This is a genomic window from Exiguobacterium sp. E17S, from assembly GCF_057772545.1.
Genome location: NZ_JBYLRU010000001.1, coordinates 325,238 through 350,912 on the forward strand (window position 1 = coordinate 325,238; position 25,675 = coordinate 350,912).

The 25,675-nt window shown below is 48.1% G+C and carries 31 protein-coding genes; 26 read left to right on the forward strand and 5 right to left on the reverse strand.

Going from position 1 to position 25,675, the window contains the following annotated elements; all coding sequences use genetic code 11:
* Positions 1–50: 50 nt before the first annotated feature.
* Entirely contained in the window at positions 51–986 is a 936-nt protein-coding gene (locus tag AC3B4V_RS01670) for a magnesium transporter CorA family protein (protein WP_023467658.1), read from the reverse strand.
* A 122-nt stretch (positions 987–1,108) separates the two neighbouring features.
* Between AC3B4V_RS01670 and AC3B4V_RS01675 the strand changes: the two genes are divergently transcribed.
* The gene (locus AC3B4V_RS01675) at positions 1,109–1,477 is read left to right on the forward strand and encodes an Hpt domain-containing protein (RefSeq protein ID WP_064300248.1); all 369 of its coding nucleotides are present in this window, start codon (positions 1,109–1,111) and stop codon (positions 1,475–1,477) included.
* A 46-nt stretch (positions 1,478–1,523) separates the two neighbouring features.
* Here AC3B4V_RS01675 and AC3B4V_RS01680 read toward each other — a convergent pair whose 3' ends face one another.
* Complete coding sequence (locus tag AC3B4V_RS01680; protein ID WP_023467660.1) at positions 1,524–2,402, reverse strand: chemotaxis protein CheV; 879 nt, start codon at positions 2,400–2,402, stop codon at positions 1,524–1,526.
* A 218-nt stretch (positions 2,403–2,620) separates the two neighbouring features.
* On the opposite strand from AC3B4V_RS01680, the gene AC3B4V_RS01685 reads away from it, so the two are divergent.
* The 11 genes from AC3B4V_RS01685 to AC3B4V_RS01735 all read left to right on the forward strand — a co-directional run bounded on the left by AC3B4V_RS01685 (position 2,621) and on the right by AC3B4V_RS01735 (position 12,090).
* The gene (locus tag AC3B4V_RS01685) at positions 2,621–4,060 is read left to right on the forward strand and encodes an NADP-dependent glyceraldehyde-3-phosphate dehydrogenase (protein ID WP_023467661.1); all 1,440 of its coding nucleotides are present in this window, start codon (positions 2,621–2,623) and stop codon (positions 4,058–4,060) included.
* Between the two features lie 173 nt (positions 4,061–4,233).
* Positions 4,234–5,205 carry an MBL fold metallo-hydrolase gene (locus AC3B4V_RS01690; RefSeq protein WP_058265148.1) on the forward strand — a complete coding sequence of 324 codons (972 nt, stop codon included), beginning with the start codon at positions 4,234–4,236 and terminating at the stop codon, positions 5,203–5,205.
* Positions 5,205–5,963: an SDR family NAD(P)-dependent oxidoreductase gene (locus AC3B4V_RS01695; protein ID WP_075642049.1), complete on the forward strand. Its 759-nt coding sequence runs from the start codon at positions 5,205–5,207 to the stop codon at positions 5,961–5,963. Before AC3B4V_RS01690 ends, AC3B4V_RS01695 begins: the two co-directional genes overlap by 1 nt.
* 19 nt (positions 5,964–5,982) lie before the next feature.
* A complete protein-coding gene (locus AC3B4V_RS01700) occupies positions 5,983–7,179 on the forward strand; it encodes an ABC transporter substrate-binding protein (RefSeq protein WP_488377593.1) in 1,197 nt (398 codons plus the stop codon).
* Complete coding sequence (locus tag AC3B4V_RS01705) at positions 7,166–7,924, forward strand: ABC transporter permease (protein ID WP_488377594.1); 759 nt, start codon at positions 7,166–7,168, stop codon at positions 7,922–7,924. Before AC3B4V_RS01700 ends, AC3B4V_RS01705 begins: the two co-directional genes overlap by 14 nt.
* Positions 7,921–8,670: an ABC transporter permease subunit gene (locus tag AC3B4V_RS01710; protein WP_195865470.1), complete on the forward strand. Its 750-nt coding sequence runs from the start codon at positions 7,921–7,923 to the stop codon at positions 8,668–8,670. Before AC3B4V_RS01705 ends, AC3B4V_RS01710 begins: the two co-directional genes overlap by 4 nt.
* Positions 8,642–9,529: an ABC transporter ATP-binding protein gene (locus AC3B4V_RS01715; RefSeq protein ID WP_488377595.1), complete on the forward strand. Its 888-nt coding sequence runs from the start codon at positions 8,642–8,644 to the stop codon at positions 9,527–9,529. Before AC3B4V_RS01710 ends, AC3B4V_RS01715 begins: the two co-directional genes overlap by 29 nt.
* 1 nt (position 9,530) lies before the next feature.
* Positions 9,531–10,112, forward strand: coding sequence for a CDP-alcohol phosphatidyltransferase family protein (locus tag AC3B4V_RS01720; protein WP_023467668.1), 582 nt, complete (start codon positions 9,531–9,533; stop codon positions 10,110–10,112).
* Positions 10,109–10,693, forward strand: coding sequence for an NUDIX hydrolase (locus AC3B4V_RS01725; RefSeq protein ID WP_023467669.1), 585 nt, complete (start codon positions 10,109–10,111; stop codon positions 10,691–10,693). The genes AC3B4V_RS01720 and AC3B4V_RS01725 overlap by 4 nt, the downstream gene beginning before the upstream one ends.
* Positions 10,694–10,855: 162 nt before the next feature.
* Entirely contained in the window at positions 10,856–11,392 is a 537-nt protein-coding gene (locus tag AC3B4V_RS01730; protein WP_023467670.1) for a PadR family transcriptional regulator, read from the forward strand.
* An 80-nt stretch (positions 11,393–11,472) separates the two neighbouring features.
* On the forward strand, positions 11,473–12,090 hold the full coding sequence (locus tag AC3B4V_RS01735) for a hypothetical protein (protein ID WP_488377596.1): 618 nt from the start codon (positions 11,473–11,475) through the stop codon (positions 12,088–12,090).
* 63 nt (positions 12,091–12,153) lie between these two features.
* Here AC3B4V_RS01735 and AC3B4V_RS01740 read toward each other — a convergent pair whose 3' ends face one another.
* Positions 12,154–12,813: a type 1 glutamine amidotransferase domain-containing protein gene (locus tag AC3B4V_RS01740; protein ID WP_023467672.1), complete on the reverse strand. Its 660-nt coding sequence runs from the start codon at positions 12,811–12,813 to the stop codon at positions 12,154–12,156.
* 67 nt (positions 12,814–12,880) lie between these two features.
* Complete coding sequence (locus tag AC3B4V_RS01745) at positions 12,881–13,735, reverse strand: aldo/keto reductase (RefSeq protein WP_023467673.1); 855 nt, start codon at positions 13,733–13,735, stop codon at positions 12,881–12,883.
* A gap of 168 nt (positions 13,736–13,903) precedes the next feature.
* Here AC3B4V_RS01745 and AC3B4V_RS01750 point away from each other — a divergent pair, with 168 nt between their 5' ends.
* The 11 genes from AC3B4V_RS01750 to AC3B4V_RS01800 all read left to right on the forward strand — a co-directional run bounded on the left by AC3B4V_RS01750 (position 13,904) and on the right by AC3B4V_RS01800 (position 22,987).
* Entirely contained in the window at positions 13,904–14,434 is a 531-nt protein-coding gene (locus AC3B4V_RS01750; protein WP_023467674.1) for an NUDIX domain-containing protein, read from the forward strand.
* A 101-nt stretch (positions 14,435–14,535) separates the two neighbouring features.
* On the forward strand, positions 14,536–15,018 hold the full coding sequence (gene fur / locus AC3B4V_RS01755; protein ID WP_023467675.1) for a ferric iron uptake transcriptional regulator: 483 nt from the start codon (positions 14,536–14,538) through the stop codon (positions 15,016–15,018).
* A gap of 125 nt (positions 15,019–15,143) precedes the next feature.
* Positions 15,144–16,028: a site-specific tyrosine recombinase XerD gene (gene xerD / locus AC3B4V_RS01760; protein WP_149427012.1), complete on the forward strand. Its 885-nt coding sequence runs from the start codon at positions 15,144–15,146 to the stop codon at positions 16,026–16,028.
* Between the two features lie 118 nt (positions 16,029–16,146).
* On the forward strand, positions 16,147–17,319 hold the full coding sequence (gene deoB, locus AC3B4V_RS01765) for a phosphopentomutase (protein WP_488377597.1): 1,173 nt from the start codon (positions 16,147–16,149) through the stop codon (positions 17,317–17,319).
* Positions 17,320–17,337: 18 nt separating this feature from the next.
* A complete protein-coding gene (locus AC3B4V_RS01770) occupies positions 17,338–18,150 on the forward strand; it encodes a purine-nucleoside phosphorylase (protein WP_029341181.1) in 813 nt (270 codons plus the stop codon).
* A gap of 46 nt (positions 18,151–18,196) precedes the next feature.
* Positions 18,197–19,498, forward strand: a complete 1,302-nt coding sequence (locus AC3B4V_RS01775) for a pyrimidine-nucleoside phosphorylase (protein ID WP_313290241.1) — start codon at positions 18,197–18,199, stop codon at positions 19,496–19,498.
* Positions 19,499–19,590: 92 nt separating this feature from the next.
* A complete protein-coding gene (locus tag AC3B4V_RS01780) occupies positions 19,591–20,235 on the forward strand; it encodes a hypothetical protein (RefSeq protein WP_064300236.1) in 645 nt (214 codons plus the stop codon).
* A gap of 82 nt (positions 20,236–20,317) precedes the next feature.
* The gene (locus AC3B4V_RS01785; RefSeq protein WP_488377598.1) at positions 20,318–21,322 is read left to right on the forward strand and encodes a S66 family peptidase; all 1,005 of its coding nucleotides are present in this window, start codon (positions 20,318–20,320) and stop codon (positions 21,320–21,322) included.
* A gap of 103 nt (positions 21,323–21,425) precedes the next feature.
* Positions 21,426–21,863, forward strand: a complete 438-nt coding sequence (locus tag AC3B4V_RS01790; protein ID WP_023467682.1) for a peptidylprolyl isomerase — start codon at positions 21,426–21,428, stop codon at positions 21,861–21,863.
* A 97-nt stretch (positions 21,864–21,960) separates the two neighbouring features.
* Positions 21,961–22,488: a type 1 glutamine amidotransferase domain-containing protein gene (locus tag AC3B4V_RS01795; protein WP_035398198.1), complete on the forward strand. Its 528-nt coding sequence runs from the start codon at positions 21,961–21,963 to the stop codon at positions 22,486–22,488.
* A gap of 151 nt (positions 22,489–22,639) precedes the next feature.
* Positions 22,640–22,987, forward strand: a complete 348-nt coding sequence (locus AC3B4V_RS01800) for a GNAT family N-acetyltransferase (protein WP_023467684.1) — start codon at positions 22,640–22,642, stop codon at positions 22,985–22,987.
* Positions 22,988–23,004: 17 nt separating this feature from the next.
* On the opposite strand, the gene AC3B4V_RS01805 is transcribed toward AC3B4V_RS01800, so the two are convergent.
* Positions 23,005–23,469, reverse strand: coding sequence for a DUF309 domain-containing protein (locus AC3B4V_RS01805; protein ID WP_214857160.1), 465 nt, complete (start codon positions 23,467–23,469; stop codon positions 23,005–23,007).
* A gap of 92 nt (positions 23,470–23,561) precedes the next feature.
* On the opposite strand from AC3B4V_RS01805, the gene AC3B4V_RS01810 reads away from it, so the two are divergent.
* The 3 genes from AC3B4V_RS01810 to AC3B4V_RS01820 are packed head-to-tail and all read left to right on the forward strand — an operon-like array spanning position 23,562 to position 25,640.
* Complete coding sequence (locus AC3B4V_RS01810) at positions 23,562–24,317, forward strand: segregation/condensation protein A (protein ID WP_488377599.1); 756 nt, start codon at positions 23,562–23,564, stop codon at positions 24,315–24,317.
* Positions 24,307–24,879, forward strand: a complete 573-nt coding sequence (gene scpB / locus AC3B4V_RS01815) for an SMC-Scp complex subunit ScpB (protein ID WP_023467687.1) — start codon at positions 24,307–24,309, stop codon at positions 24,877–24,879. Before AC3B4V_RS01810 ends, scpB begins: the two co-directional genes overlap by 11 nt.
* The gene (locus AC3B4V_RS01820; RefSeq protein WP_023467688.1) at positions 24,879–25,640 is read left to right on the forward strand and encodes a pseudouridine synthase; all 762 of its coding nucleotides are present in this window, start codon (positions 24,879–24,881) and stop codon (positions 25,638–25,640) included. Before scpB ends, AC3B4V_RS01820 begins: the two co-directional genes overlap by 1 nt.
* Positions 25,641–25,675: the final 35 nt, after the last annotated feature.

The window sequence follows — 25,675 nt, forward strand, 5'->3', positions numbered from 1 at the left end:
CACCGTCGCTGAGTCTTTTTTGAGTCATACAAGCTCTGAATCTACTTGAACTAAAAGAACCTTCTCCGCCATAAGATGAAGGCGGCAAGACCAGAGAAGAAGATCATCATACCGAAAACAATCCAGAATCCGATGACTTCTCCTTCCCATGGAACGTGGACGTTCATCCCGAACATCCCGGAAATCATCGTCGGAATCGAGATGACAATCGTAATCGAGGCAAGGAACTTCATGACGAAGTTGACGTTGTTCGAGATGACAGAACCAAACGTATCCATCGTCGAACTGATGATGTCTTTATAGATTTGAGCCATCTCCATCGCTTGTCGGTGTTCGACGAAGACGTCTTCCAGTAAATCTTCATCATCTTCATGTTTCTCAAGACTCGGAGTCTTAATGATTCGATCGAGCACACCATCGTTCGATTTCAAGGACGTCATGAAATAGACCAATGATTTTTGAAGGTTCATCAATTGAAAGATTTCTTGATTTCGCATCGAACGTTGAAGTTCTTCCTCAAGTTCGTCCATACGACGATCGATTTGACGCAAGAAACGTAAATACGAGGAACTGACTTTATAGAGAATCTGGAATACGAAGCGCGATCGGTAATTCGTCCGGAATCCTCGCAACTTACCACTCGAGAATAACGTCAGGACATCGAGCTGTTGCGAACAAACGGTGATGAAATGACGGGATGTCACGATGATACCGAGCGGAATCGTATTATAACGGCGTCCTGATGATTCTTCTTCGATGTAGGGAACGTCGACGATCATCAGTAAACCTTCTTCATCTTTTTCAAAACGTGGTTTTTCTTCCACGTCCAAAGGGTCATAAATGAAATCCTCTGGAATATTCGTAGCAGCGATGACTTGGTCGGCTTCGTCCTTTGTCGGATTGACAAGATGGATCCAGGAACCCTTCGTGAACTCCTGTATCTCGTTGACTGCCCCGGTGACATCGCTTCGATAAATCGTCAACATATTGTCTATCCCTCCTGCTCTTCACTGTCTCATTATAGAAATAGAAACGATGGCGTGTAAATGATTCTCCGATTTTTTTTTACGAAGATTAGTGATAAGATGAAAACAGAGGAGGGGAAGACATGCCTTTTTTTAATGCTAAGAAGCTCGAAGAACTTCAATCGATCGCGGGTGGGGATCACGCGTTCCTTCAAAAAATCGGAGAAACGTATATCGCGCAGTTCGATCGAAAGTTTCCTGAACTAAAAGATGCCGTCGCCAAGCAAGATGCTGAGCAAACTGAAAAGCTCGCTCACTTGCTAAAAGGTGCTTCCTATTCCGTTGCCGCTGATGATTTAGCTGATGATTTCGAACTGCTTGAAAAAGAAGCAGAATCTGGTTCAATGACCGGAACACAAGAAATCGTCGATCGGATTGAGCAATGCATGGTGGAATTCCGTGTCGTCTGGCTCGATGTGTTTACTGGAAAAAATATTGACGCCCTGCGTTGAGTAATCGAATAGATCAAAAAAGCCGACATGCTGTCGGCTTTTTTTCTTATAAGACGTATGAATCGACCGTTTCGATCAAACGACCGATTTCCGGTTTCGTGATTTGTGCATTGACACCAACGGATTCACCTTTATGGCGTAAATCGTCGGAAATCAAGGAAGAGAAGACGATGATTGGCAATTCCGCATAACGATCATCTTCACGGAGTCGTTTCGTCAAGTGTAGTCCATCCATCTTCGGCATCTCGATATCGGTGATCAAAAGGTCACAGTTGCTTCCGTTCTCAAACGCATCAAAAGCTTCCTTACCATTGATGAACCACTTCAGTCCGTGATAACCGGCTTCCTCAAGTGTTTCGATGATCAATGTCCGGAGCATTTCCGAGTCTTCGGCGATCCAGATGACTTTGTCGGACCGGTCACGGGACTGGACGCGACGTCCTTCTTCTCGGGCGAAGATATCCTTGCGTGAGAGCTCAAGTGCGATTTTTTCATAGTCGAGCAAGATGATCATCTTGTCGCCCGTTTTGACGACACCGTTCGTCAGTCCTTCGATGCCACGAGCGAGTTCGTTTGGTGTATCGATCTGTTCCCATGAGATACGACGGATTTCCGTCACGGAATCGACACGCAGGACGCTTTTTTCCCCATTAAATTCACAGATGATCAATCGATCCTCGGTTGCTTCATCGTGTGGAACACCAATGACCGTCGGCAAATCGATGACTGTCATGACTTCGCCACGCAGTTCAATCAATCCTTTGACAGCGTCCGGTGTACCTGGGAGTGGTGTCATCGGGAGCGGAACGATGATTTCCCGAACCTTCATGACGTTGATTCCAAACGTGTATGGTCCGCAATGGAAGATGACGATCTCGAGTTCGTTCGTGCCGGCTTCTAATAAAATATCGTGCTGATTATACATATGGTTGTGCCCCTTTCCATTACCTTCACTTCACTTCTGACTAGTTATCGGCATGCTATGTTAAAAATTCTAGTTCTGAATTGACAAAAAAAGTGTTGTAATCGCTTTCATAATATGTTAAGCAAAAAGTTTGGCATTTGTCAGACCAATTGATTACAATAAGCTATGCAGCCACACACTGAAATGAGAGAGATAAAAATAAATGGAGGTAGAGTGGAATGACTACAGCAACAACCTACACATTTTTACTAGATGGACAATGGCATGAAAGTGAATCAAAAGAGACGATTGAAATCTCTTCACCATATAAAGAGGATCTTGTCGGTCGCGTCCAAGCGATGACAAAACCGGAAGTCGATCGTGCCATCGCTTCAGCGAAAGCGGCACAAGCAGAGTGGGCAAAACAACCAGCGAACAAACGGGCTGAATTGCTTCACGCTTGGGCAACGGAACTCGAAAAACGTGCGGACGAAATCGGTGAAGTCATCATGCGCGAAGTCGGTAAAGGACGTGCAGATGGCGTCAAAGAGGTCAAACGAACAGCTGAAATCATTCGCTACACAGCGGAAGAAGGTCTCCGTTTCGACGGTCAGATGATGCAAGGGGATTCGTTCCCTGGTGGTAGCGCGAAAAAAATCGCGGTCATCAAAAAAGCACCACTCGGCGTCGTGCTTGCGATTTCACCGTTCAACTACCCAGTCAACTTGGCAGCAGCGAAACTCGCACCTGCCCTCATGACAGGAAACGCCGTCGTCTTCAAACCGGCAACACAAGGTTCGATCAGCGGTATCTTGATGGTCGAGGCACTCGTCGCAGCAGGTCTTCCAGCTGGACTCGTCAACATCGTCACAGGTCGTGGATCGGTCATCGGTGATTACTTGACGGCTCACCCGGGCATCAACATGATCACATTTACTGGTGGTACAGGCACTGGACAACATCTATCACGTCAATCGGCAATGATTCCACTTGTCCTTGAACTTGGTGGAAAAGACCCAGCGCTCGTTCTTGAAGATGCGAATCTGTCACTTGCGGCAGATCATATCATCAGTGGGGCGTTCTCTTACTCAGGTCAACGTTGTACAGCAATCAAACGCGTCTTCGTTCTTGATCATCAAGCGGATGCACTCATCGAAGAACTCAAGACACGAATCGCGAAATTGACAGTCGGTTCACCTGAACAAGACAGCGTCGTCGTGCCGCTCATCGATACGAAATCAGCGGACTTCGTCGAAGGCTTGATCACGGACGCAACAGACAAAGGCGCAACGCTCGTCACAGGTGGCGGACGTACGGCGAACTTGATCGAACCAACACTTCTTGACAACGTGACACGCGACATGCGTGTTGCTTGGGAAGAGCCGTTCGGACCAGTTCTTCCAATCATCCGTGTCAACTCAGTTGACGAAATGATTGCATACTCAAACGAATCAGAATACGGTCTTCAAGCAAGTGTCTTCACAGAGAATATCGATGCTGCGTTTGCAGTAGCGGATGCGCTTGAAACAGGTTCTGTTCAAATCAATGGTCGGACGGAACGTGGTCCTGACCACTTCCCATTCATCGGTGTGAAATCATCGGGTCTCGGCGTTCAAGGCGTTGGACGTAGCTTAGCTTCGATGACACGCGACAAATTAACAGTCCTCAACTTAAAATAAGTTTCTGACCGACCTTTCAATCTGCGGAAAGGTCGGTTTTTTGTGCATCCATTTCTCGCGCTTTAACGTAAGCTAGAAAACAAATGTCACCCTTTGACGCACAAAGTTTGGCGCTATAGCTTCATTCTCTCTATAATGAAAGAAAATGGACGAGAGAAAAGAGGCGTGTAGGTATGACTGTATCAGACGAAATCATCCCGATTCCGATTCCGACACCATTTCCGGTTGGAGACGTGAACTGCTATGTACTACGAACGGAAGGGGAAAACATCCTCATTGATTGTGGACCGGATACGCTTGAAGCATGGCAAACGATGCAACGGACGCTTGCACGACATGAACTTCAGGTCGAGGATTTAGATCGTGTCATCGTGACACATCACCATGCGGATCATGCTGGGATGGCACATCGCTTTTCAGAGAAAGGCATTCCCGTCTATGGACATGCGCGATTACGCCCATACTTGGAACAGGACGAGACCTTCTTGAACAACGGGGACGCATTCTTGCGTCGATTGGCGACATCGTTTGGCGTTCCGCTAGCGATTCAAGAGATGTTACCAAGCTATCAATCTGCCTTGAAATGGCTTGGAAAAGGTCAACTTGATTTCACATTAAAAGAAGGCGACGCGATTACGCCGTCTGGGAGATACCGGGTCATCGAACTACCGGGGCATGCAAGTGACCAAATCGGAATTCTAAGTGACGATGGTGTATTGTTCGCGGCCGATCACCTGCTCGACCGGGTCGAGCCGAATCCATTGCTCGAACAACCGCAACCAGGTGATGATGTGCTCGTAAAACGTCCTGTTCTTGCGTATCTTGACTCCTTAGAAAAATTACAAAGTGAGCAGATTCGAATCGCCTACACTGGACATGGTGCTCCGATTCGAGATGTTGCGGTACTCGTCGAAGAACGATTGATGCAACGCAAGGCGCGTGGTGATCAGCTCTTGAAGTATTTTACGGGAGAACATACGTTATTCGAATTAGCACAAGTGACGTATGGAAACCGATTGAAAAAATCATTCCCTCTTGTCATGAGTGAGATGAAAGCACGCCTCGATACACTCGTCGCCCGCGGTGCGATCACGGTCGAGAAACGATCAGGTATCCTCTACTATTCAAAAGCGGAGGAAGTCTAATGCAGCTCATCAACCGGACGATTGTCATCACGGGTGCTTCAAGTGGACTCGGGGAAGCACTGGCGCGCACTCTGCATAAAGAAGGCGCAAACTTGATTTTAATTGCACGACGCGAGGATCGATTACAAACGTTAGCATCTGAACTCCAGGCAGACTACCTGGTCTACGATTTGGAAAAGGCGCCTGAAATTCTTGCAAAAACACTCGCAAATCGTTATGGACGGATTGATATTTTGATTAATAACGCAGGTTTCGGGGAATTCAGCTTCTTAGACGATACCTCGATTGAAACGATTGAGTCGATGCACCGGATCAACGTCTTAAGTCCCGTTCGCTTAACGAAGGCATGTCTGCCATTACTCAAAGAAGGTGGCATGATCGTCAACGTGGCCAGTCAGGCGGGGAAGTTGCCGACACCGAAATCAACGATCTATTGCATGACGAAAGCTGCGATGTTGCAGTTTTCGAACGCGTTACGTCTGGAGTTACGTCCAAAAGGCATCCACGTCATGACGGTCAATCCAGGACCGATCGCGACAGAATTTTTTGTCCGTGCGGATGTCGACCGGAAGTATGAGCAAAATGTCGCTTCTATCGTCCTATCGAAAGAACGACTAGCTTCGACTGTCGTCCGAGCAATAGAGCGGCGTAAACGTGAAGTCAATGCACCATGGTGGATGGAGCTATCGGCAAAAGGGTACGGCGTGATGCCACGGTTGATCGAGTGGTTAGGAAAACCGGGCTTCGATAAAAAGTGATGACGGAGGAGAACGATAAATGAAAACAAAGGTAATCAGCTTTCTTGCCCTAGGTACGCTGCTCGCAGGCTGTGGAACACCGGATGCGACACCGGAACCGAAGAATGTCTTAGGGACTTCTTATCAGACGATCGAAAAAGAAGCGGAAAAGTCAACGGTTCGGATGTACATGTGGGGCGGCGATGACGGTATCAATGCCTACATCGATGAATACGTAGCACCGCGTCTGAAGAAGGAACACAACATCACGTTAGAACGGGTCCCGATCGAGACGGCGGATATCATTCAAAAACTGCGTGCTGAGAAACAGGCAGGTAAGGAAAAAGGTGTCATCGATGTCGTCTGGATCAATGGCGATAATTTTTTAAATGCTAAAAAAGATGATTTACTGTATGGAGAAATCACAAAAGTCCTCCCGAACATGAAATATGTTGATGCTGCCGCACAGAGTTCAGATAGTGGTACGAAAACAGACGGACTTGAAGCCGCATGGGGGAAAGTTCAATATACGTTGCACTATGACGCAGCTGACGTGAAGTCGCCACCAACCGACTTGAAAGCACTGAAGTCATGGGTCAAGGAAAATCCAGGACGCTTCACGTATCCGGAAGTGACGGACTTTACGGGGAATGCTTTTGTCCGCCATGTCATGTATGGTGTCGAATCGAATGACACTTTAAAAGATCCGAAAGCAGACTTCAAGAAGACATGGGCTTATTTGAACGAAATCAAACCGTATCTCTGGAAAAAAGGGAAGACGTATCCAAAGACGCTTGCTCAACTCGATCAGTTATACGCGAAGGGAGACGTCGATTTCACGATGGGCTTCAACGAACGACGGGCTGAACAAGAAGTGAAGTCAGGAACGTTTCCGAAAGAAACACGTCCAATCGTCTTGAAGGATGGATCAATCGCGTCGACACATTTCCTTTCCGTACCGTTCAACGCTCCGAATCCGAAGGGCGCACTCGTAGCGATCAATACGTTGTTATCACCAGAAGCACAGTTGAAAAAATACGATGCGACGTATTGGGGAGACGGAACGAGTCTTGATTTATCGACACTTGATTCATCAGAACAAATGCAATTCGCTGATGTACCGGCTGCACCGTCGACACCAAAGCCAAGCGTCTTTGAAGGAAAGGTCCGGACGGAACTCGACCCATCCATTTTCGAGATGATCCGTAAGGAATGGCCGTCTCGTGTGGCGCGGTAACGCGTATCCGGCTGCACTCTTGATGGCAGGGATGGTCTTATACGGGTTATGGGTCAGTATCTCGATGACGACATCTGCTGATTACCGCGAGCTACTGACGGATGAGGTCTTTTTAGAGAGTCTAGCCGTCAGCAGTTACGTGGCCATCATCAGTACGGTGCTCGCGCTGATCATTGGTGTGGTGCTCGCACGGCTCTTGAGCAGAACAAGACTAGCTGCGTTACTTGCGATTCCTTTATTCATCCCTCATCTAGGAGCAGCATACCTCGCGATTCTCTATTTGAGTGATGTGCCTGTCATCGGACCGCATGAAGGGAATTATTTTAGTGTCATCTTGACGTATCTGTATAAAGAAATTCCGTTCGTGTTTTTTTATCTCTTACCGGTGGTCCGGCGCCTTGATTCGCGTTATCAAGAACTCGGTATGATGCTCGGTTTATCGCCAGTGCGCCGATTTTGGCATGCGCGGGGCGTCTTCCTACTCGTTCCGATGCTTGAGGCAGCATTTATCTTGCTTGCCTTCATCCTGTTCGCATATGAGATCCCAGCACTGCTCGGCGTGACCTATCCAAAATTACTTGGCGTCTATGCGTTCGATTTGTATACACAAGGCGATTTATCGGAGCAACCACTCGCTTTTGCAATGAGTGTCGTTTTGACGGGAGGACTCTTCTTCCTATTGTTGCTCATGACTGGTTTGACACGCCCACTGGCAGCGAAGATCAGTAGGGGGCGAAGCGAATGATAAAAAAAATCAGTGTGACTGTATTCGTTGTACTCCTGTTCATCGTTCCTTTAATTGGTTTAATTCCGGGAGAGTGGAATTGGAATCCGCGCCTAGAAGCGACGCTCGGCACGACCGTCGCGATGATTTGTGCCGTCGTATTGTTAAATCATCTCTTCGGGTACATGGCAGGAAAAGCGATTGCCTTTCAAACGGGGAAACGGATTCGTATAGCAGAGTTCTTGATTAGTTTGCCGCTGTTCGTTCCCGTGTTATTGCTATCATTCGGTCTCTATTTGACATGGATCCGTCTTGGTTTGGCAGATCGATTTTTTGGTGTCCTGCTCGTGTTGCTTCTGCCGACCTTGCCGTATACAGTTCGCTTGTACACGAATGGATTTCAGGCGCTCGGAGAACGGATGCTTGAACAGATGGTCTTGATTGAGGGGAACCGGTTCAAGCGTTGGTTCTATTTGACGGGACCGATGCTTCGTTCGACGTTACAATCCGTGACGCTACTCGTCACGGTGATCACGATCAGTCAGTATGCACTAGTTGCGTTGATTGGTGGTGGGATCGTCCGCATGATATCACTCGAAGTATTCCCGGCGTATTCTGGTAATTCGCAAGGGGCGGCGCGTCTAGCGACACTCTGGTTGATCGGGTTGCCCATTCTCTTTTATGCTGGACAAGCCGTTATTTTTTCTAGTTGGATACGAATCGTACGGAGGCGTTTAAATGGAAGTCACGATACAACAAGTCAATAAACGATTTGGAACGAAGCATGTGTTGTCTGATATCGATTTAAATATCGCATCTGGACAATGTGTGGCTTTAGTTGGACCGAGCGGAAGTGGGAAAACGACGCTTCTCCGCCTGATTGCGGGTCTTGAAAGAGTGACGAGCGGAATGATTCAGTTCGGCGACCGAGATGTCACTGTTCTTTCGCCGAATCAGCGAGGTGTGACGATGATGTTTCAACGGTCGCTGTTGTTCCCACATTTGAACGTCGAACAGAACATCCGTCTCGGTGCCAAACAATTAACACCGATCGAACTCGAATCCTGGTTACATCGCGTCGGACTCGAGGGAAGAGGAAAAAGTGCTGTTCACGAACTGTCAGGGGGCGAACAGCAGCGGGCAAGTTTAGCTCGTGCGATGGCGAGTCAACCGGACTTCTTGTTGCTCGATGAACCGTTCTCGAGTCTAGATGTACCGAGACGACGGGAATTACGGACATTGATTCGGAAGTTGACCGAGGAACAAGGTGTCACGACACTCCTTGTCACACACGATCGGGAAGAGGCAATGGCGATGGCGGATATCGTCTATGTTTTAGAACAGGGGCGAATCGTCGATCATGGCACGCCGATTACGCTTAGTCAGACCAGCCCTTTTTTTGGGGAAGGCATTCAGATTGAAGAAACATGGCATCCGTTGACGGCAGTCAACTTGGTCTCAAGACCGACGAAGGAGACGGATGAACGTGTTACGATTACGAAAGAACTCATTCAATACGGTGTTCGATTCTACGAAGTCGAACGAGCATCCGGAGAACGACTCGTGCTCTCTTCAGACGAGACGATTCATGAGAAAGAAGGCTATATCGTTAGAAAGGAGGGGTGACATGTTAGATACGCGTGCGCGTAAAATCGTTCAACCCCTATTTGATCAAGGGGCGACCTTATTTAAGAAAATTGGATTATCGGCGACACAGGTGACGATCATCTCCGGCATCATCGGTGGTGCGACGGGCTTTTTCGTCTATAACGACATGATGGGAACGGCGATTGTCTTGTTGTGGATCTCGGGCATGCTTGATGTCATCGATGGAACGATGGCACGAAAAGAAAAGACAACTCCGATTGGCACGATTCTTGACCTTGTGCTCGACCGGATCGTCGAGCTGTCAGTGCTGATTGGTCTTGCACTCCGATTTCCGGAAACGCAGGTCGTTATTCTGTTGCTCGTCGCATCATTCGTCATTGGGATGACGATGTTCCTTGCAATCGGAGCGGTCAGTGAAAATTACGGCTACAAGTCGTTTCAATATCAACCGGGACTCGTCGAGCGGACGGAAGGGTTCTTATTCCTAACAGCGATGATCCTGTTCCCAAGCGCCATCATTTGGATCGCAATTGTCTTCTTGATTGCTGAACTCTATACGGTCGGAGAGCGATTCCATCAAGCTTCGAAGGTGTTGCGATGAGTGAACAAGAGATGATCATGACCGTAGATCGAGCGGGCAACCTGCTCGGACCTCGTCCACGATCGGAAGTCCACGCAAACGGCTTGTGGCATGAAACGTTTCATTGTTTCGTCTATGATCCAAAGCGGGACGTCGTGTTGCTCCAGCAACGGTCTGAACAAAAGAAGGACTTTCCAGGAATGCTTGATATCACGGCAGCGGGTCACTTGCTTGCCAATGAGACAGTCGAGGATGGTGTCCGGGAACTCGAGGAAGAAATTGGTTTGACATGTACCTTTGATCAATTGATACCACTTGGCATCCAGGAAGAGGAGTTTCGGGATGCGTCGCTCTGGGACTGTGAGCGATGCCATGTCTTTCTTGCTCGAAGTGATCAAGCGATAGACGCATACGTCCTCCAGGAAACAGAAGTGAAGCGATTGATTGCTTTTTCAATCGAGCAGTTTGAACGAATCGCGGACATGTCCATCGAGCGCATTCAGGACACGACAGGCGAATGGTTCGATCGTCGTCAATTCGTTCCACATCCTTCTTCTTACTGGAGACATGTCCGACAGGGAATCGAGCAATTACGTAAATAGAACGAATGGAAAAGCAATAACGCATGAAGACTTACGATCGAATGTGATTTCGCTCGTAGGTCTTTTTTTAATCGTACATTCGTTCGACGCAAGAGTAGCGAAATTAAGATATATTTGAGATAATTAAGTATATATACAAAAGAAGGAAAGAAGGTGCAGCCAGTGGCATTACGATTTGCACTACTCGGGCTGCTGACCCAAGGGGAAGCGACCGGTTACGATTTAAGCGCGACTTTTAAAAAACAAATGATCCACTTCTGGACCGCACATCATACTCAAATATACCGAGAGTTGTTAAAGATGGAAGAGGCAGAGCTCGTGACAAGTGTCCATATCGTCCAAGAAGACTTGCCGGACAAGAAAGTCTATTCGATTACCGATAAAGGACGGACAGAGCTCGTTGAATGGTTACGGACACCGAATGAATTCAAACCGAAGATGAAGGATGAGAACTTGATGCGGGTGTCGCTCTTGCATCTGCTCCCACCAGAGGAAGCCGTTGCTTATTTGGAAGAGTCGAAGCGGCACCATCAATTTGCCGTCGAGATGATGCATAGTTGGCGTCACGACCACCTCGAGAACGGTGCAACACTAGGGGAGACCTTGACGAGTGAGTACGGCTTGCGTATGATGTTGAATTACTTGGATTGGTGTGACTGGGCAATCGCGGAAATCAAAAAGAACGAAGCGAACGTCTAACCAAATTGGCTCGACTGTCATGTAGATGGCGGATTCGAGCCAGTTTTATTTTGTAATAGGATTTAGTAAGGAGAGAATCGATGTACTTTAATGACTATGAAGACTGGATTGAGGAAGAGGCGGAATCCTTATTTCACTTACATGAAGAACGGTTGATACGAGAGGCGATCTCGTATTCACAATTTACGGCGTATGTAGAAGAGGCACTCCTTGAACCATTGTTACTGAAACTACGTTGGCTCGGAGAAGCAGAAGAAGAGGAGATTCTAGAACGGGCAGATTCAATCGTTTGGGAGAATGCCTTTGGTCATTCGGAAGCTTCGCTTCGGCGAGATGTGTTACGACGGGTCGTCGAGCGAGACTTTACTGCGCATATCCTCGCGTACCTCACACCAATTCTTGAAGCTAGACAAGCTACTTATGAGGCGGAATTGAAGCAGCTTCAATTGGCGCATGCTGAACAAATAGATGAGGTCAAACAACACGAGCAACAGATTGAACTCGGACCGCCACCTAAAAAAGTTAAAAAATGGTGGTATCTCAAAGAAAAAGAAGTAGCACGTTCCTATACGGAGGAAGAACGATCTGCATTGCAAGCACAACAGCAACAACTCGAGGACGAGTTAAAGCGACTCGAACAAAAAACACGTGAGACAGAAGCTGACCTCGAACGATTGGGTTCAATTCACCGTCTATAACGTATGAAAAAATGGAGCATGCGACATGATGTCGCGTGCTCCATTTTGTATGAATACTATCTATTACGCTTGTGTCGCCAGTTTTGCGAGGACTAGTTTTGCGACCGCTTCACTTGAAGCCGGGTTTTGTCCTGTGACGACGTTGCCATCTATGACTGCGAATTCCTTACCAGCATCCGATGTCAGGAAAGTAGCGCCTTCACCACGAAGTGTCGTCTCAAGCAAGAATGGTACTTTATCTTCGAGACCTGTCGATTTTTCTTCTTCGTCTGTGAAGCCGTTGATTTGACGACCTGATACGAAAGGTTTGCCATCGATCATGACGTGCGCGAAGGCCGCTGGACCGTGACAGACTGATGCGACGACGCCATCTTTTTTGATGACAGCTTCAATGGCACCAGCCACTTGTGGGTTATTCGGGAAGTCGACGACTGCACCGTGACCACCTGGGAAGTAAACGGCATCAAATGATGCTGGATCGACTTCCGAGAGTGCTTTCGTGTCGTGCAACGCACGGCGTGCATCTTGGAATTTCGGCAAGATTTCTTTGACGATCGATGCTTTATCGATCGGGACGTCGCCACCTTTGATCGAAGTGACCGTCACGTCATGTCCTGCATCCTTAAACAGGTTGTATGGTGCTGCGAACTCTTCGAACCATAATCCTGTTTTGTGACCATTCATGTCATCTGCACTTGTTGATACGATTAAAATACGAGCCATAATAAAACTCCTCCTCTGTATGAACGTTACAAAGAAGGAGTTTCCCGGAGATATGAAGAGTTAAACCTCACCGGTGTTCCGTATAGTGATGAACCGGTAGTGTAGCAAGTGCCTGGTCGATTTGAGCTTGTGAGATCGACTCTTTCATCGCTTGGACGTTTGCCTGAAGCTGTGACACGCTCGATGCGCCGGGAAGGACGATGTCGACCTGTTGATCGATGGCTTGCAACGCAAGCGCCGGAAGCGGGAAATCTTGAAGTTTTTGTAGACTCGCCTCAAGCGTTTCCTTATCGAATTGTTCGAACCGATCAACCGACTGCAGGCGTGAAGCACTCTCATGTGTCAAGAGTCCTTTTGCCAGTGGACCACGGGCAACGACTTGGATGTTTTTCTCTTTTAAGCGTGGCAACAACTCTTCGATGCGGCGATCGAGCAACGAATAAGGCGTCATCAAGTAAGAGAAATTACTATGCTCGAGCCAATATTCGATGACATTCGGGCGCAGTGACGACAGACCATATTCCTTGATCTTCCCCTCTGCTTTTAAATCTTCCATTGCGCGGATCGACGCATCGATGTCATCATCGATCGTGCCGCCGTGGACGTAATACAGGTCGAGATAAGGTGTTTCCAGACGATTCAAACTTTCAAGACAAGCTTGCTTCAGATAGTCATAACTCGGATCCCATGTCCAACCGGTTCCGGTCGCGTTCATCCGATTCCCACCTTTTGAGGCGAGGAACAATCGACTGCGATCCTCTTGTGAGAAGGTTTGACCGATGATGGATTCGACCGCTCCGTTCGCATAGACGTCCGCTGTATCGAAGTGCGTGATTCCAGCATCAAGTGCCGTCCGCAGGATTGCTGTTGCTTCCTCCTGGCCGCGCTTTAAGATCGTCATCGTACCTAATCCTAATGACATGTTCAATTCCCTCTTTTCTTAGATGAACTATAAGTTTGGAACTTCTGCATTCTAGTGTATCATATCTGATGAAAAAGACGATTTCGAAGTCTTGCGGCAATACGTCGGAAACGGCATACTAATCATGACAGAGAACGTAAACTAAGATAGAAGAGGGGAACACATCCGATGGAAGAAAAAACGATTGAACGTGAAGTGATCTATGAAGGAAAAGTCTTTGATGTCGAGAAACATGTCGTCACGTTACCGAACGGCAATACCTCGGTCCGTGAATTGGTCTATCATAATGGTGCCGTCGCGATCATTGCTTTTGATGAACAAGGTGATTTGATCGTCGTGGAACAGTACCGGAAGGCGTTCGAGAGTCTATCGATCGAGATTCCAGCAGGAAAACTCGAGAAAGGCGAAGATCCACTTGATTGTGCCGGACGCGAATTAAAGGAAGAAACAGGATACGTCGCGAAAGAGTTACGACATGTCTTTGATTTTTACGGTGCGCCTGGTTTCTGCAGTGAGCGTGTACATATCTATGAAGCGATTGGTCTGACTGCCGGTGATCGTCAACTCGATGAGGATGAGTTCCTTGAGAATAAGACATTGAAGCTCGAAGAAGCACTCGAACTCGTTGCAAACGGAACGATCGTTGACGCGAAAACGATCATGGCGATCCAGCATTGGCAAATTCGCACTTTAAAATGATTCTCATTAAAATGATTTTCAGTTGATAATCATTTTAATTTGAAAAAAGACTGATTATCAGCTATGATAATAGCATCAGTTCGAACAAAGGGGGCGTTATGATGGAAAGTCGTGTAGAACGCATCAAAAAACAGCTAAGCGGTAAAGGATATAAGCTGACTCCCCAACGTGAAGCGACTGTGCGTGTCCTGCTCGAACATGAGTCGGATCACCTCAGTGCCGAAAATGTCTTTCTCCTTGTAAAAGAAAAGAACTCCGACATCGGACTTGCGACGGTTTACCGGACGCTCGAATTATTGACGGAGCTTGAAGTCGTCGATAAGGTCAACTTCGGAGATGGCGTATCCCGGTTTGATTTACGACAAGAAGGTGCGAGTCATTCGCATCACCATCTCGTCTGTATCGAATGCGGATCCGTCGAAGAGATTTTAGACGATATGCTAGAAGAAGTAGAGAAAGAAATCGTGTCCCGATTCCACTTTAAAATCAAGGATCACCGCCTGACATTCCATGGCGTCTGCCGTGTCTGCCAAGAGCGCCATGCTCGGGAAGCGTTGGAACAATCGCAAACACAAACAGTCTGACCGTCCGACGAAATTTCGGATGGTTTTTCTTTTTCAATTTTTATAGGTCAGACCTCTTCACAACGGTTTACACCTTTGATATGATGGGAAAGTAAGCGATTTCGTAAACGAAGAGGATGAGTTCAGTGCGTGAACAACTGGAAGCATTTATCAATTATTTAGTGATTGAACGGCAAATGTCCGCGAATACGGCAGCTGCGTATCGAAATGATTTAAATCAATACTTACAGACGCTTGAAACAGCGGAAGTTTCCTCGTTCGAACAGGTTCACCGACATCATATCGTCGACCATATTGAACGATTGCTTGAAGCAAGAAAGTCACGATCGACGGTTCGCCGGGCGACGAGCTCGATCCGTTCGTTCCATCAATATTTGGTCGAAGAGAGACTGGTAACACATGATCCGTCTCGTCATCTTGATTTACCGAAACCGGAGAAAAAGTTGCCCGTCGTCTGGAGTCAAACGGACGTCGAACGCTTGCTTGATTCGGTCGTCGGTGTCGATCCGCTTACACGACGAGATGCAGCAATGCTTGAGCTTCTCTATGGAACAGGCATGCGCGTCAGCGAACTGCTCCAACTGAAGTTGAACGATTTGCAACTCGAACTCGGGTATCTGTCGTGTCTTGGGAAAGGGAACAAATCCCGGATCATCCCGATGAGTACGACATCGATTGAAAGTGTCAGGACATATCTTGACCTCGCGCGCAATAGTCTCGGCGGTCAACAGACGGACGATGTCTTCTTGAACAGTCGCGGTGATCGTTTGTCACGGCAAGGGTTTTGGAAGATGATCAAGCGACGGGCAAAGGAAGCGGGTATTGAAAAAGAGATCACACCGCACGTCCTGCGCCATTCGTTCGCGACCCATCTACTTGAAAATGGTGCCGATTTACGCGTCGTACAAGAAATGCTAGGACACGCTGATTTGTCGACGACACAAATGTATACACACGTTAACAAAGCACGACTTCACGACGTGTATAAGAAACATCATCCACGGGCATGATGGTTCTATCTTTTAAAGGTCTGACTTCAGACAAATGATGCGTTTTGTCTAGTCCCTTTCCGGGAAAAATCGTAACGGGAATCGCACAACTACAGCTCGTATATAGGAGGAACAGCAAATGGCTCAATCATTTAAACGTGTATTTTTGATCGTCATGGACTCCGTAGGAATCGGAGAAGCACCGGACGCTGAACAGTTCGGAGATCTTGGTTCGCATACGCTCGGTCACATCGCGCGTGAACGCAACGGACTCAACATGCCGAACATGGCAAAACTCGGTCTCTCGCATATCGAACCGATCGAAGGTATCTCAGCTGAAGAAGCACCGCTTGCGGCATACGGAAAAATGCAGGAAGTATCTGCAGGGAAAGATACGATGACAGGGCATTGGGAGATCATGGGACTCCGGATCGATACACCATTCCGTGTCTTCGAAAAATTCCCGGATGATTTGATTCATCGCCTAGAAGAGTTCTCAGGTCGAAAGATCATTGGGAACAAACCGGCTTCTGGTACGGAAATTCTCGACGAACTCGGACAAGAACATGTCGAGACAGGCGCCTTGATCGTCTATACGTCGGCAGACTCTGTCCTTCAAATCGCAGCACACGAAGAAGTCGTGCCATTAGAAGAATTGTACCGGATTTGTGAATACGCACGTGATATCACACGGGATGACCCGTACATGCTCGGTCGTATCATCGCGCGTCCATTCCTTGGTGAAGCAGGAGCGTGGGTCCGGACAGCGAACCGTCACGACTATGCACTTAAACCATTCGACCGGACGGTCATGAACGAACTCGAGACGGCAGGACTCGATGTCATCTCGCTCGGTAAGATTGCTGATATCTACGATGGAGAAGGCGTCACGGATGCAATCCGGACGAAGTCGAACATGGACGGGATGGATCAGCTCGTGAAACAACTCGATCGTGATTTCAACGGACTTTGCTTCTTAAACCTTGTCGATTTCGATGCGTTGTTCGGACACCGTCGTGATCCGCAAGGCTACGGACAAGCACTCGAAGAGTTCGATGCGCGTCTTCCGGAAGTGTTTGCTCGCTTAAACGAAGACGATCTCTTGATCATCACGGCTGACCACGGAAACGATCCGGTTCATGCTGGGACTGACCATACACGGGAATACGTACCATTGCTTGCCTACCATAAAAATGGTGTTGCAAAACCGCTCGGTATCCGTGAAACGTTCGCTGATCTTGGAGCGACGGTCGCAGAAAACTTCGCCATCAAGATGCCGGCACATGGAACAAGCTTTTTAACAGAACTATAATTCGAGGGAGCGATTCAGATGACAGTCAACTGGAATGAAACACGTTCATTTTTAGAAAGCAAGATGCAGGCAAAACCGGAGATCGGATTGATTCTCGGTTCAGGACTGGGTGTCCTTGCGGATGAGATCGAAAACCCGATCGCGATTCCATATCATGAAATCCCGAACTTCCCGGTATCAACGGTCGAAGGACACGCGGGACAACTCGTCTTCGGAACACTTGAAGGGAAACAAGTCGTTGCGATGCAAGGACGATTCCACTTCTACGAAGGATACTCGATGGACATGGTCACGTTCCCAGTCCGTGTCATGAAAGCGATAGGCGTCGAGACATTGATCGTCACGAACGCAGCGGGTGCTTGTAACGAAGCGTTCGAACCAGGTGATTTGATGTTGATCACGGATCACATCAACTTCTTCGGTACGAACCCATTGATCGGGAAGAACGTCGATGAGATGGGACCACGTTTCCCGGATATGTCGAAGCCGTATGATGCGGAATTACTTCGTCTTGCACAGGAAACAGCGGACGAGCTCGGAATTCGTGTCCGTCAAGGTGTCTACTTCGGAAACACTGGTCCGACGTATGAGACGCCAGCAGAAGTCAAGATGGCACGGATGCTTGGAGGAGACGTCGTCGGTATGTCGACGGTCCCTGAAGTCATCGTTGCCCGTCATTCCGATATGCGAGTCCTTGGGATCTCATGTGTCTCGAACATGGCAGCAGGTATTCTCGACCAACCGTTACATCATGATGAAGTCATCGAAACGACAGAACGTGTCCGGGCACACTTCCTATCACTCGTTCGCGGTTCGATCAAAAAAATGTAACGACTGTTTTAAAACTCACAAAACACTCCTGAGGAGGAACTAGATTATGCGTATGGTAGATTTGATTGCAACAAAACGAGACGGTGGCGAACTCGCAACAGCTGATATTCAAGCAATGGTAGAAGGATTCACGAATGGTGAGATTCCAGATTACCAAATGTCAGCGATGTCGATGGCGATTTTCTATCAAGGAATGTCAGATCGTGAAATCGCTGATTTGACGATGGCGATGGTCAAATCGGGCGACGTGATCGACCTTTCACGTATCCACGGGAAAAAAGTCGACAAACACTCAACTGGCGGCGTCGGTGACAAAATCAGTTTGATCGTCGCACCACTCGTTGCGTCAATCGGCATTCCGGTTGCGAAGATGAGCGGTCGTGGACTCGGTCATACAGGTGGAACCATCGACAAACTCGAAGCGTTCCCTGGTTTTGACGTCGAGCTTTCAGAAGAAGCGTTCGTCTCACAAGTCAACGACATCAAGATGGCGATCATCGGTCAAACGGGTAACCTGACGCCTGCAGACAAAAAACTCTACGCACTTCGTGATGTCACGGCGACGGTCAACTCGATCCCATTGATCGCAAGTTCGATCATGTCGAAAAAGATCGCAGCAGGAGCAGACAGCATCGTACTCGACGTCAAGACCGGTTCTGGTGCCTTCATGAAATCGTTCGAAGATGCAAAAGCACTTGCGACAGAGATGGTTTCGATCGGTAAGAGTGTCAACCGTAAGACGGTTGCTGTCATTACAGACATGGATCAGCCGCTCGGCTTTGAAATCGGAAACGCAAATGAAGTCAAGGAAGCGATCGAAGTCCTTCAAGGGAAAGATGTTCGTGACTTGAAAGTCATCGCCTTGACGATTGCATCACACATGGCAGTCCTCGGTGAGTTCTACCCGACGTTTGACGAAGCATATGCGGATCTCGAAACACGTCTCGGTAACGGAGCAGCACTTGACGTCTTTAAAAAGTTCATCGCAGCTCAAGGTGGCGACGCGTCTCTCGTTGACGACATGACAAAAGCACTTGAAACGAAATACGAAAAAACATTCGTCGCTTCAAAAGCAGGTTATGTCTCTGAAATCATCGCTGACGAAGTCGGTGTTGCAGCAATGATCCTCGGTGCAGGACGCGCGACGAAAGCAGATGAGATCGATCACGCAGCAAGCGTTACGTTGCACAAGAAAGTCGGCGACCGTGTCGAAGTCGGCGATGTCATCGCAACACTTCGTTCAAACAAAGAAACACTCGATCAAGCAATCGAAAAAATGGATCACGCGTACCATATCAGTGAAACGAAACCGGCAGAACGCCCGCTCGTTCACGCTGTTATCCAGTAAGCAATCCAATCAGCAATACTTGAGTAGCGGACGTCGTCCGCTACTCTTTTTTTATGATAAAATTGTAAGTGTAAAAATATGGGGGGGAGTATATGAAACGTTGGATAATCGGGATTGCCAGTCTAATTGGAGTCATCGGAGGTAGTGCCTTGTTGATGACGTTCGCTTTTACACAGGATATGAACTCGGATGGAACGAAAGAGACTGAAGTACAGCGGAAAGCAAAAACTTACTTAGAACAGCATCTTCCGGAAGCGAAGGTGACCGGTAGTCTTTACGACAACATGGGCAATTTTCCATTTGAATATGCCGCACGCGCGATAGACGAAAAAACGAATACTGAGTTTTTCGTCTATCAACAAGAGGAGTCGGGGAGGTTCGTTGACTCGTATCATGCGTCACTTTGGGAAGATCGGTTAGAGCGACGGATCCCGTCGCCGACTCTCGAACAACTGAACAATCAATTGAGCGTGACCGTACTTTATGACAACGATAAAATACAGCAGCTAGGTGACGCGCGTTTTGATTCAAAGGCTTATTTACGGAAGGAAGTCGCTCCGACGCTCTTAGTGGACGTTCCACGCAAGCGACACGAACAGGATAAAGCGCAGGTCACAGCGTGGGCAAAGTCGTTGCGCGAACAAAAGATTCTTCAACATATGACAGTCAAGGTCGATTATGTCTCGGAAAAAGGAGAATTGCTTGAGAACGGAGATTCGCTCTTCGTGAAGCTGTAAAATGGAGGGGAAAAATGAAAGTACGCGGTCCCCTTTCGATTTGTTATACTGGAAATACTTGTAATGAAAAGGGGGAAATCTCATGAAACCACCACGCTTACAAAAAGGGGATAAGATTGCCATCGTCTCGCCGGCGTCTGCTGTCGCAGCATACGTACCGCGTCGTCTCGCCCGCGGTATCGCAACACTTGAAAAAATGGGCTTCGAGGTCGTCTTAATGCCGAACGCAACGGCTGTTCATAGTCATACGGCAGGAACGATCGGGGAACGGCTGCAAGATTTACATATGGCGTTCGCAGATCCGTCAATCAAGGCAATCATCTCGACAATCGGTGGGTTTAACTCACACCAGCTACTCGACGAACTCGATTATGAATTGATCCGGAACAATCCGAAGATCTTCGTAGGTTACAGCGATATCACGGCACTGTTTGCTGGGATCTACCAGCAGACAGGATTGACGACGTTCGTCGGACCCGCACTGCTGACGCAGTTCGGTCAATTCGATGGTCTTGATCCGTATACAGAAGAATCGTTCAAACGTACGTTCATGCAGACGGAGCCGATCGGTCGGATCGAAGCGTCTGAGGAGTGGACAGATGAGGTTTTACGCTGGGATGTCGCGGACGACCGAATACGAGAACATCAAGTGAACGCAGGGTACACAATCGTTAAGACCGGTGTCGCAGAAGGTCCGATTCTGACGGGGAACACGGGAACACTTTTACTGCTTGCCGGAACACCTTATTTGCCATCGTTTGACGGTGTCGTCTTGATGCTTGAGGATGACGAGAGTGAGACCCCGGAAACGATTGACCGGTATTTCACGCAATTGCGACACATGGGTGCGTATGACAAGATTGCGGCACTCGTCGTCGGACGCTTCCCGCGAAAAGTCGATTTTGACCCGGACTTCCCGCTCAAAGACATCATTCTGCGCGCGACGCGGGGCTATGATTTCCCGATCATTCTCGATGCGGACTTCGGGCATACGGATCCTGTCACGACACTTGCGAATGGAATTCGGATTCGTGTCGAAGCAACGGATTCGGTGACACTCGATGTGTTAGAGGCAGCCGTCGAGTAAAAAGGTCTGCACGACGCCTTGAAATTTGGTACACTGTACCATGGAATCACGATCTTGAATCGTGACGAATCTCTTGCTGAAAAGCACGAAAGGTTGGTCAAACATGCAAAAAACTGGTCATATCTTATTAGAGGATGGAAATAAAATCGAATTCGAACTGTTCAACGATGAAGCACCGATCACGACTGAAAACTTCGAAAACCTTGCAAACTCGAACTTCTACGATGGATTGAACTTCCACCGTGTCATCCCAGGCTTCGTCTCACAAGGCGGATGCCCAATCGGAAACGGTACAGGCGGTTCAGGAAAAACGATTCCTTGTGAAACGTCAACATCATACCCACACAAACACAAGGCGGGTTCACTCTCGATGGCACACGCTGGTCGTAACACAGGATCAAGCCAGTTCTTCATCGTACACGAGCCACAACCGCACCTCGACGGCGTACACACGGTCTTCGGACAAGTGACTTCAGGTCTCGAACATGCACAAAAAATGAAGCAAGGCGCTGGCATCAAAGAAATCCGCGTCGAAGCGTAAGTTCTTGCTCCTCTTCGAACGTTCGAAGAGGAGTTTTTCTTTTTTTAGAACCGGGTACAATCAGTAAGGGAACTCAACTCGAAAAGGAGTGTTTGTCATGCGTTTAGAAGGAAAACGAATCATCCAAGTCGTCAGCAATGACTTCGAGGATTTAGAATTATGGTATCCAGTCCATCGCTTGCGTGAAGAAGGCGCAATCGTCGACATCGTCGGAGAGAAAGCGGATGAAACATATATCGGGAAGTACGGTGTCCCAATCAAATCGAATAAGACGTTCGATGAGATCAATCCAGCAGAATACGATGCGATTCTTGTTCCAGGTGGTTGGTCGCCCGATCTATTACGCCGCTTTGACTCTGTTCTGAACATGGTGCGTCATTTTGACCAGAACAAACAACCGATCGGTCAAATCTGCCACGCTGGTTGGGTGCTGATCTCTGCCGGCATCTTAAAAGGTGTCAACGTCACGAGTACGCCAGGGATCAAGGATGACATGACGAATGCGGGTGCGATTTGGCATGATGAAGCAGTCGTCGTCGACGGACATATCGTCTCGAGTCGTCGTCCGCCCGATCTACCGGACTACATGCGTGCCTTCATCCAAGTGATGGAAGAACAAGCGTGATTCAGATGCAGGGGACGTCACGAGACGGACTCCTGCATTTTCATGGATTATGAAAAAAATGCAGTAATTCTGTGTGAGAAGGTGTAGAATGAATGAGTCTCAGTCGTTCATGCTCCTGAGAGTTGTTGAAATTAGGAAGGTGTAGAATCACATGCTAGTAAAATATAAGAAGTTGAATGAACGGACCGCGATGGGGCTGATCGCCTTTTCGTGCGAAGTGAAGGATCCGAAGTATTTGCTTGAAACGGTTCAAGCCTATGAACAGGAAGAAGACCAACGCTTGTATTTGTACAAACAAGATGAGGATTTCGTCGGTGTCATCGGGTTTCAATTAATGGATGGCCATGCTGAATTGAAACATATCGCATTATCACCATCGTTCCGTGGAGAACGGATGTCGTATCTCTTACTCGATGAAGCAGCCAAGCTTCTTCGAACGGATATTACGGGTGCGACCGAAGAGACGCAACGCCTCGTCGACAAATGGAAAAATCAATAAAAAGACCGGTCCATGGCTCAGATGGACCGGTCTCTTCGGTTTTGTAGCGCTTCTTGTCGTGCCGTGACGACATCCGTACGATCACGTAAACGGTGTTTATGCGTCACATAGTCGAGATCAGGTGCTGTCGCTTCAAGTGCGACGGTTCGGATGACGTCCGAAAAGACAGGTAATGGGATGTGTCGATAGACCTTATCCGTAAAATGGTCGCGATGATCGAGCAAATATGAGACGTCGATCCCGGCCGCAATCAGTGTTGCCCGGTGGCGTTCGATTTTATCAAACGCTTTCGCATATGTCCGCTGTGCCCCAGTCGTATTGCCGCGGCGGTGATGATAGCGGGCGACGGCCAGTTGGATCAGACCGACAAGCGCCTCGTCCTGGCGTTGTCCTTCTTGCCAGACTTCCTCTAAGATTTCATGGCACTCGAAGTAATCGTGCCGGATGTTGAATTCAAATACGAATCGTTCAATCGGATTCATGGAATCACCTCTTCCTTGGAATATAACATAGTCGAACCCACCAGTTGTATGGTATACTAAGGCGCAAAAAACGTTGATGGGCAGGGAGAATCATGGAATCATACAGTGTAAAGATGGATGCGTTTGAAGGCCCGCTGGACTTGCTGTTACACTTGGTTGGTAAATTAGAAATCGATATTTATGATATATCCGTTTCCATGGTGACGGATCAATATGTGTCCTATATCCGTGCGATGCAGCATCTTGAACTAGATGTTGCTAGTGAATATCTTGTCATGGCAGCGACGCTGTTGCAACTCAAAAGCAAACAACTCTTGCCGATCGAACAGACGGAATACGATGAGATTCCTGATTTCGAGGAAGAACCGACACGAGAAGGTCTGATTCAACAGTTGATCGAGTATAAAGCGTATAAGGAAGCAGCACTCGTCCTGAAAGAAAAGGAAGAGGCACGCCTTGAGCTGTTCTCGAAACAACCAGAGGATTTGATGCGTTATCTCGACACGGATGCACAAGAGTATAATGGTACGTTATCACTGAGTGATTTATTACGTGCCTATGAAAAAATGCGCCAACGGGAAGCTTGGAAGGTACGTCGCTCGAAGACGGTCAAACGGGAAGAACGGTCACTCGAACAACAGATGGAGTCCGTTGCCCGGTACGTCGCGACCCGGGAGCGTACGACATTTTTCGGCTTTTTTACGGAGCAACCGACAGTCGAAGAACTAGTCGTCAGCTTCCTCGCTGTTCTAGAGCTCGTGAAGCAACGGGTCATTGATTGTGAACAGATGACCGATGATATCCTATTGCGGAGCATGGTGAAGGAGGAGAGTCAGATTGGCGTATGAACAAATCATTGAGAGCCTGTTATTCGTCGTCGGAGACGATGGGATCGATCCACGTGGTCTCAGTCAAGCGCTAGAGATCAGTGAAGCGGCAGCACGCGAACAGTTGCTGGCTCTTCAAACGACATTCGAAGCAGAGCAGCGTGTGTTGCAAATCGTGGAGTCGGGTGGTGTCTTTAAGATGGTGACACGAAAAGAGATGTCGCCATATATTCAGGCATATGCCGGTTCGCTCGCAGAAGATTCCTTGTCTCGAGCAGCGATGGAGACACTCGTCATCATCGCATACAAACAACCGGTCACACGTGCTGACATCGAAGTCGTTCGTGGTGTGAAGACGGAGCGTGTCATCCATACGTTAAGTGCAAAAGGTTTGATTGAAGAGGCGGGACGCGCCAAAGGCGTCGGTCGCGCAAAATTGTATAAAACGACGGATCATTTCCTGGACCATTTTGGTCTGAACAGTATTGAAGAGTTACCGCCACTCGAGTTCGAAGAAACGTTCGAATCGGATGGAGATCTCTTCTTCCGGAATGATCCTTCATTAGAGGAGAGAGTGAATTAATGGAACGGTTACAAAAAATCATCGCACAAGCAGGTGTCGCTTCGCGGCGTAAAGCAGAGGAATTGATCACAGCAGGTCGCGTCAAGGTCAACGGAAAAGTCATCACGGAGCTTGGAACGAAAGTCGGAGCACGTGCCGAAGTCGAAGTAGACGGTGTGAAGCTCGAACGGGAAGAACACGTCTACTACATGCTCTATAAACCAACAGGTGTCGTTTCGACGGTTGAAGACGATAAAGGACGTAAGACGGTCGTCGATCTCGTACCACCCGGACACCGTGTCTTCCCAGTCGGTCGACTCGACTACAATACGAGCGGTCTTCTTTTAATGACGAATGACGGTGAATTCTCGAACCTCTTGCTTCACCCGAAATATAAGGTACCGAAGCGTTATATCGTCAAAATCAAAGGTGTACCAGAATACTTCCACGTCAAAGGTCTTGAAAAAGGTGTCGTCTTACCGGATGGTTTCAAGACAGGTAAAGCACGTGTCGAGATGCGCGATATCGATAAGAAGAAAAATACAGCGATTCTTGAAATGGTCATCTACGAGGGACATAACCGTCAAGTCCGTCAAATGGTCGAGACACTCGGTTCGGAAGTCTTGAAGTTGAAACGTGAACAGTTCGGTTTCTTGACACTGGCAGGCCTTACTTCTGGCGAGTGGCGTGAACTTTCAAAAAAAGAAGTCAATCAATTGCGTGAGCTAGCGGATCCAGCCGCTCCACCTACGAAAAGACGTAAGAACACAAAAAAACGTTAATTTGTAAAGCGAGAAGCTCATCCTCCGGGTTGAGT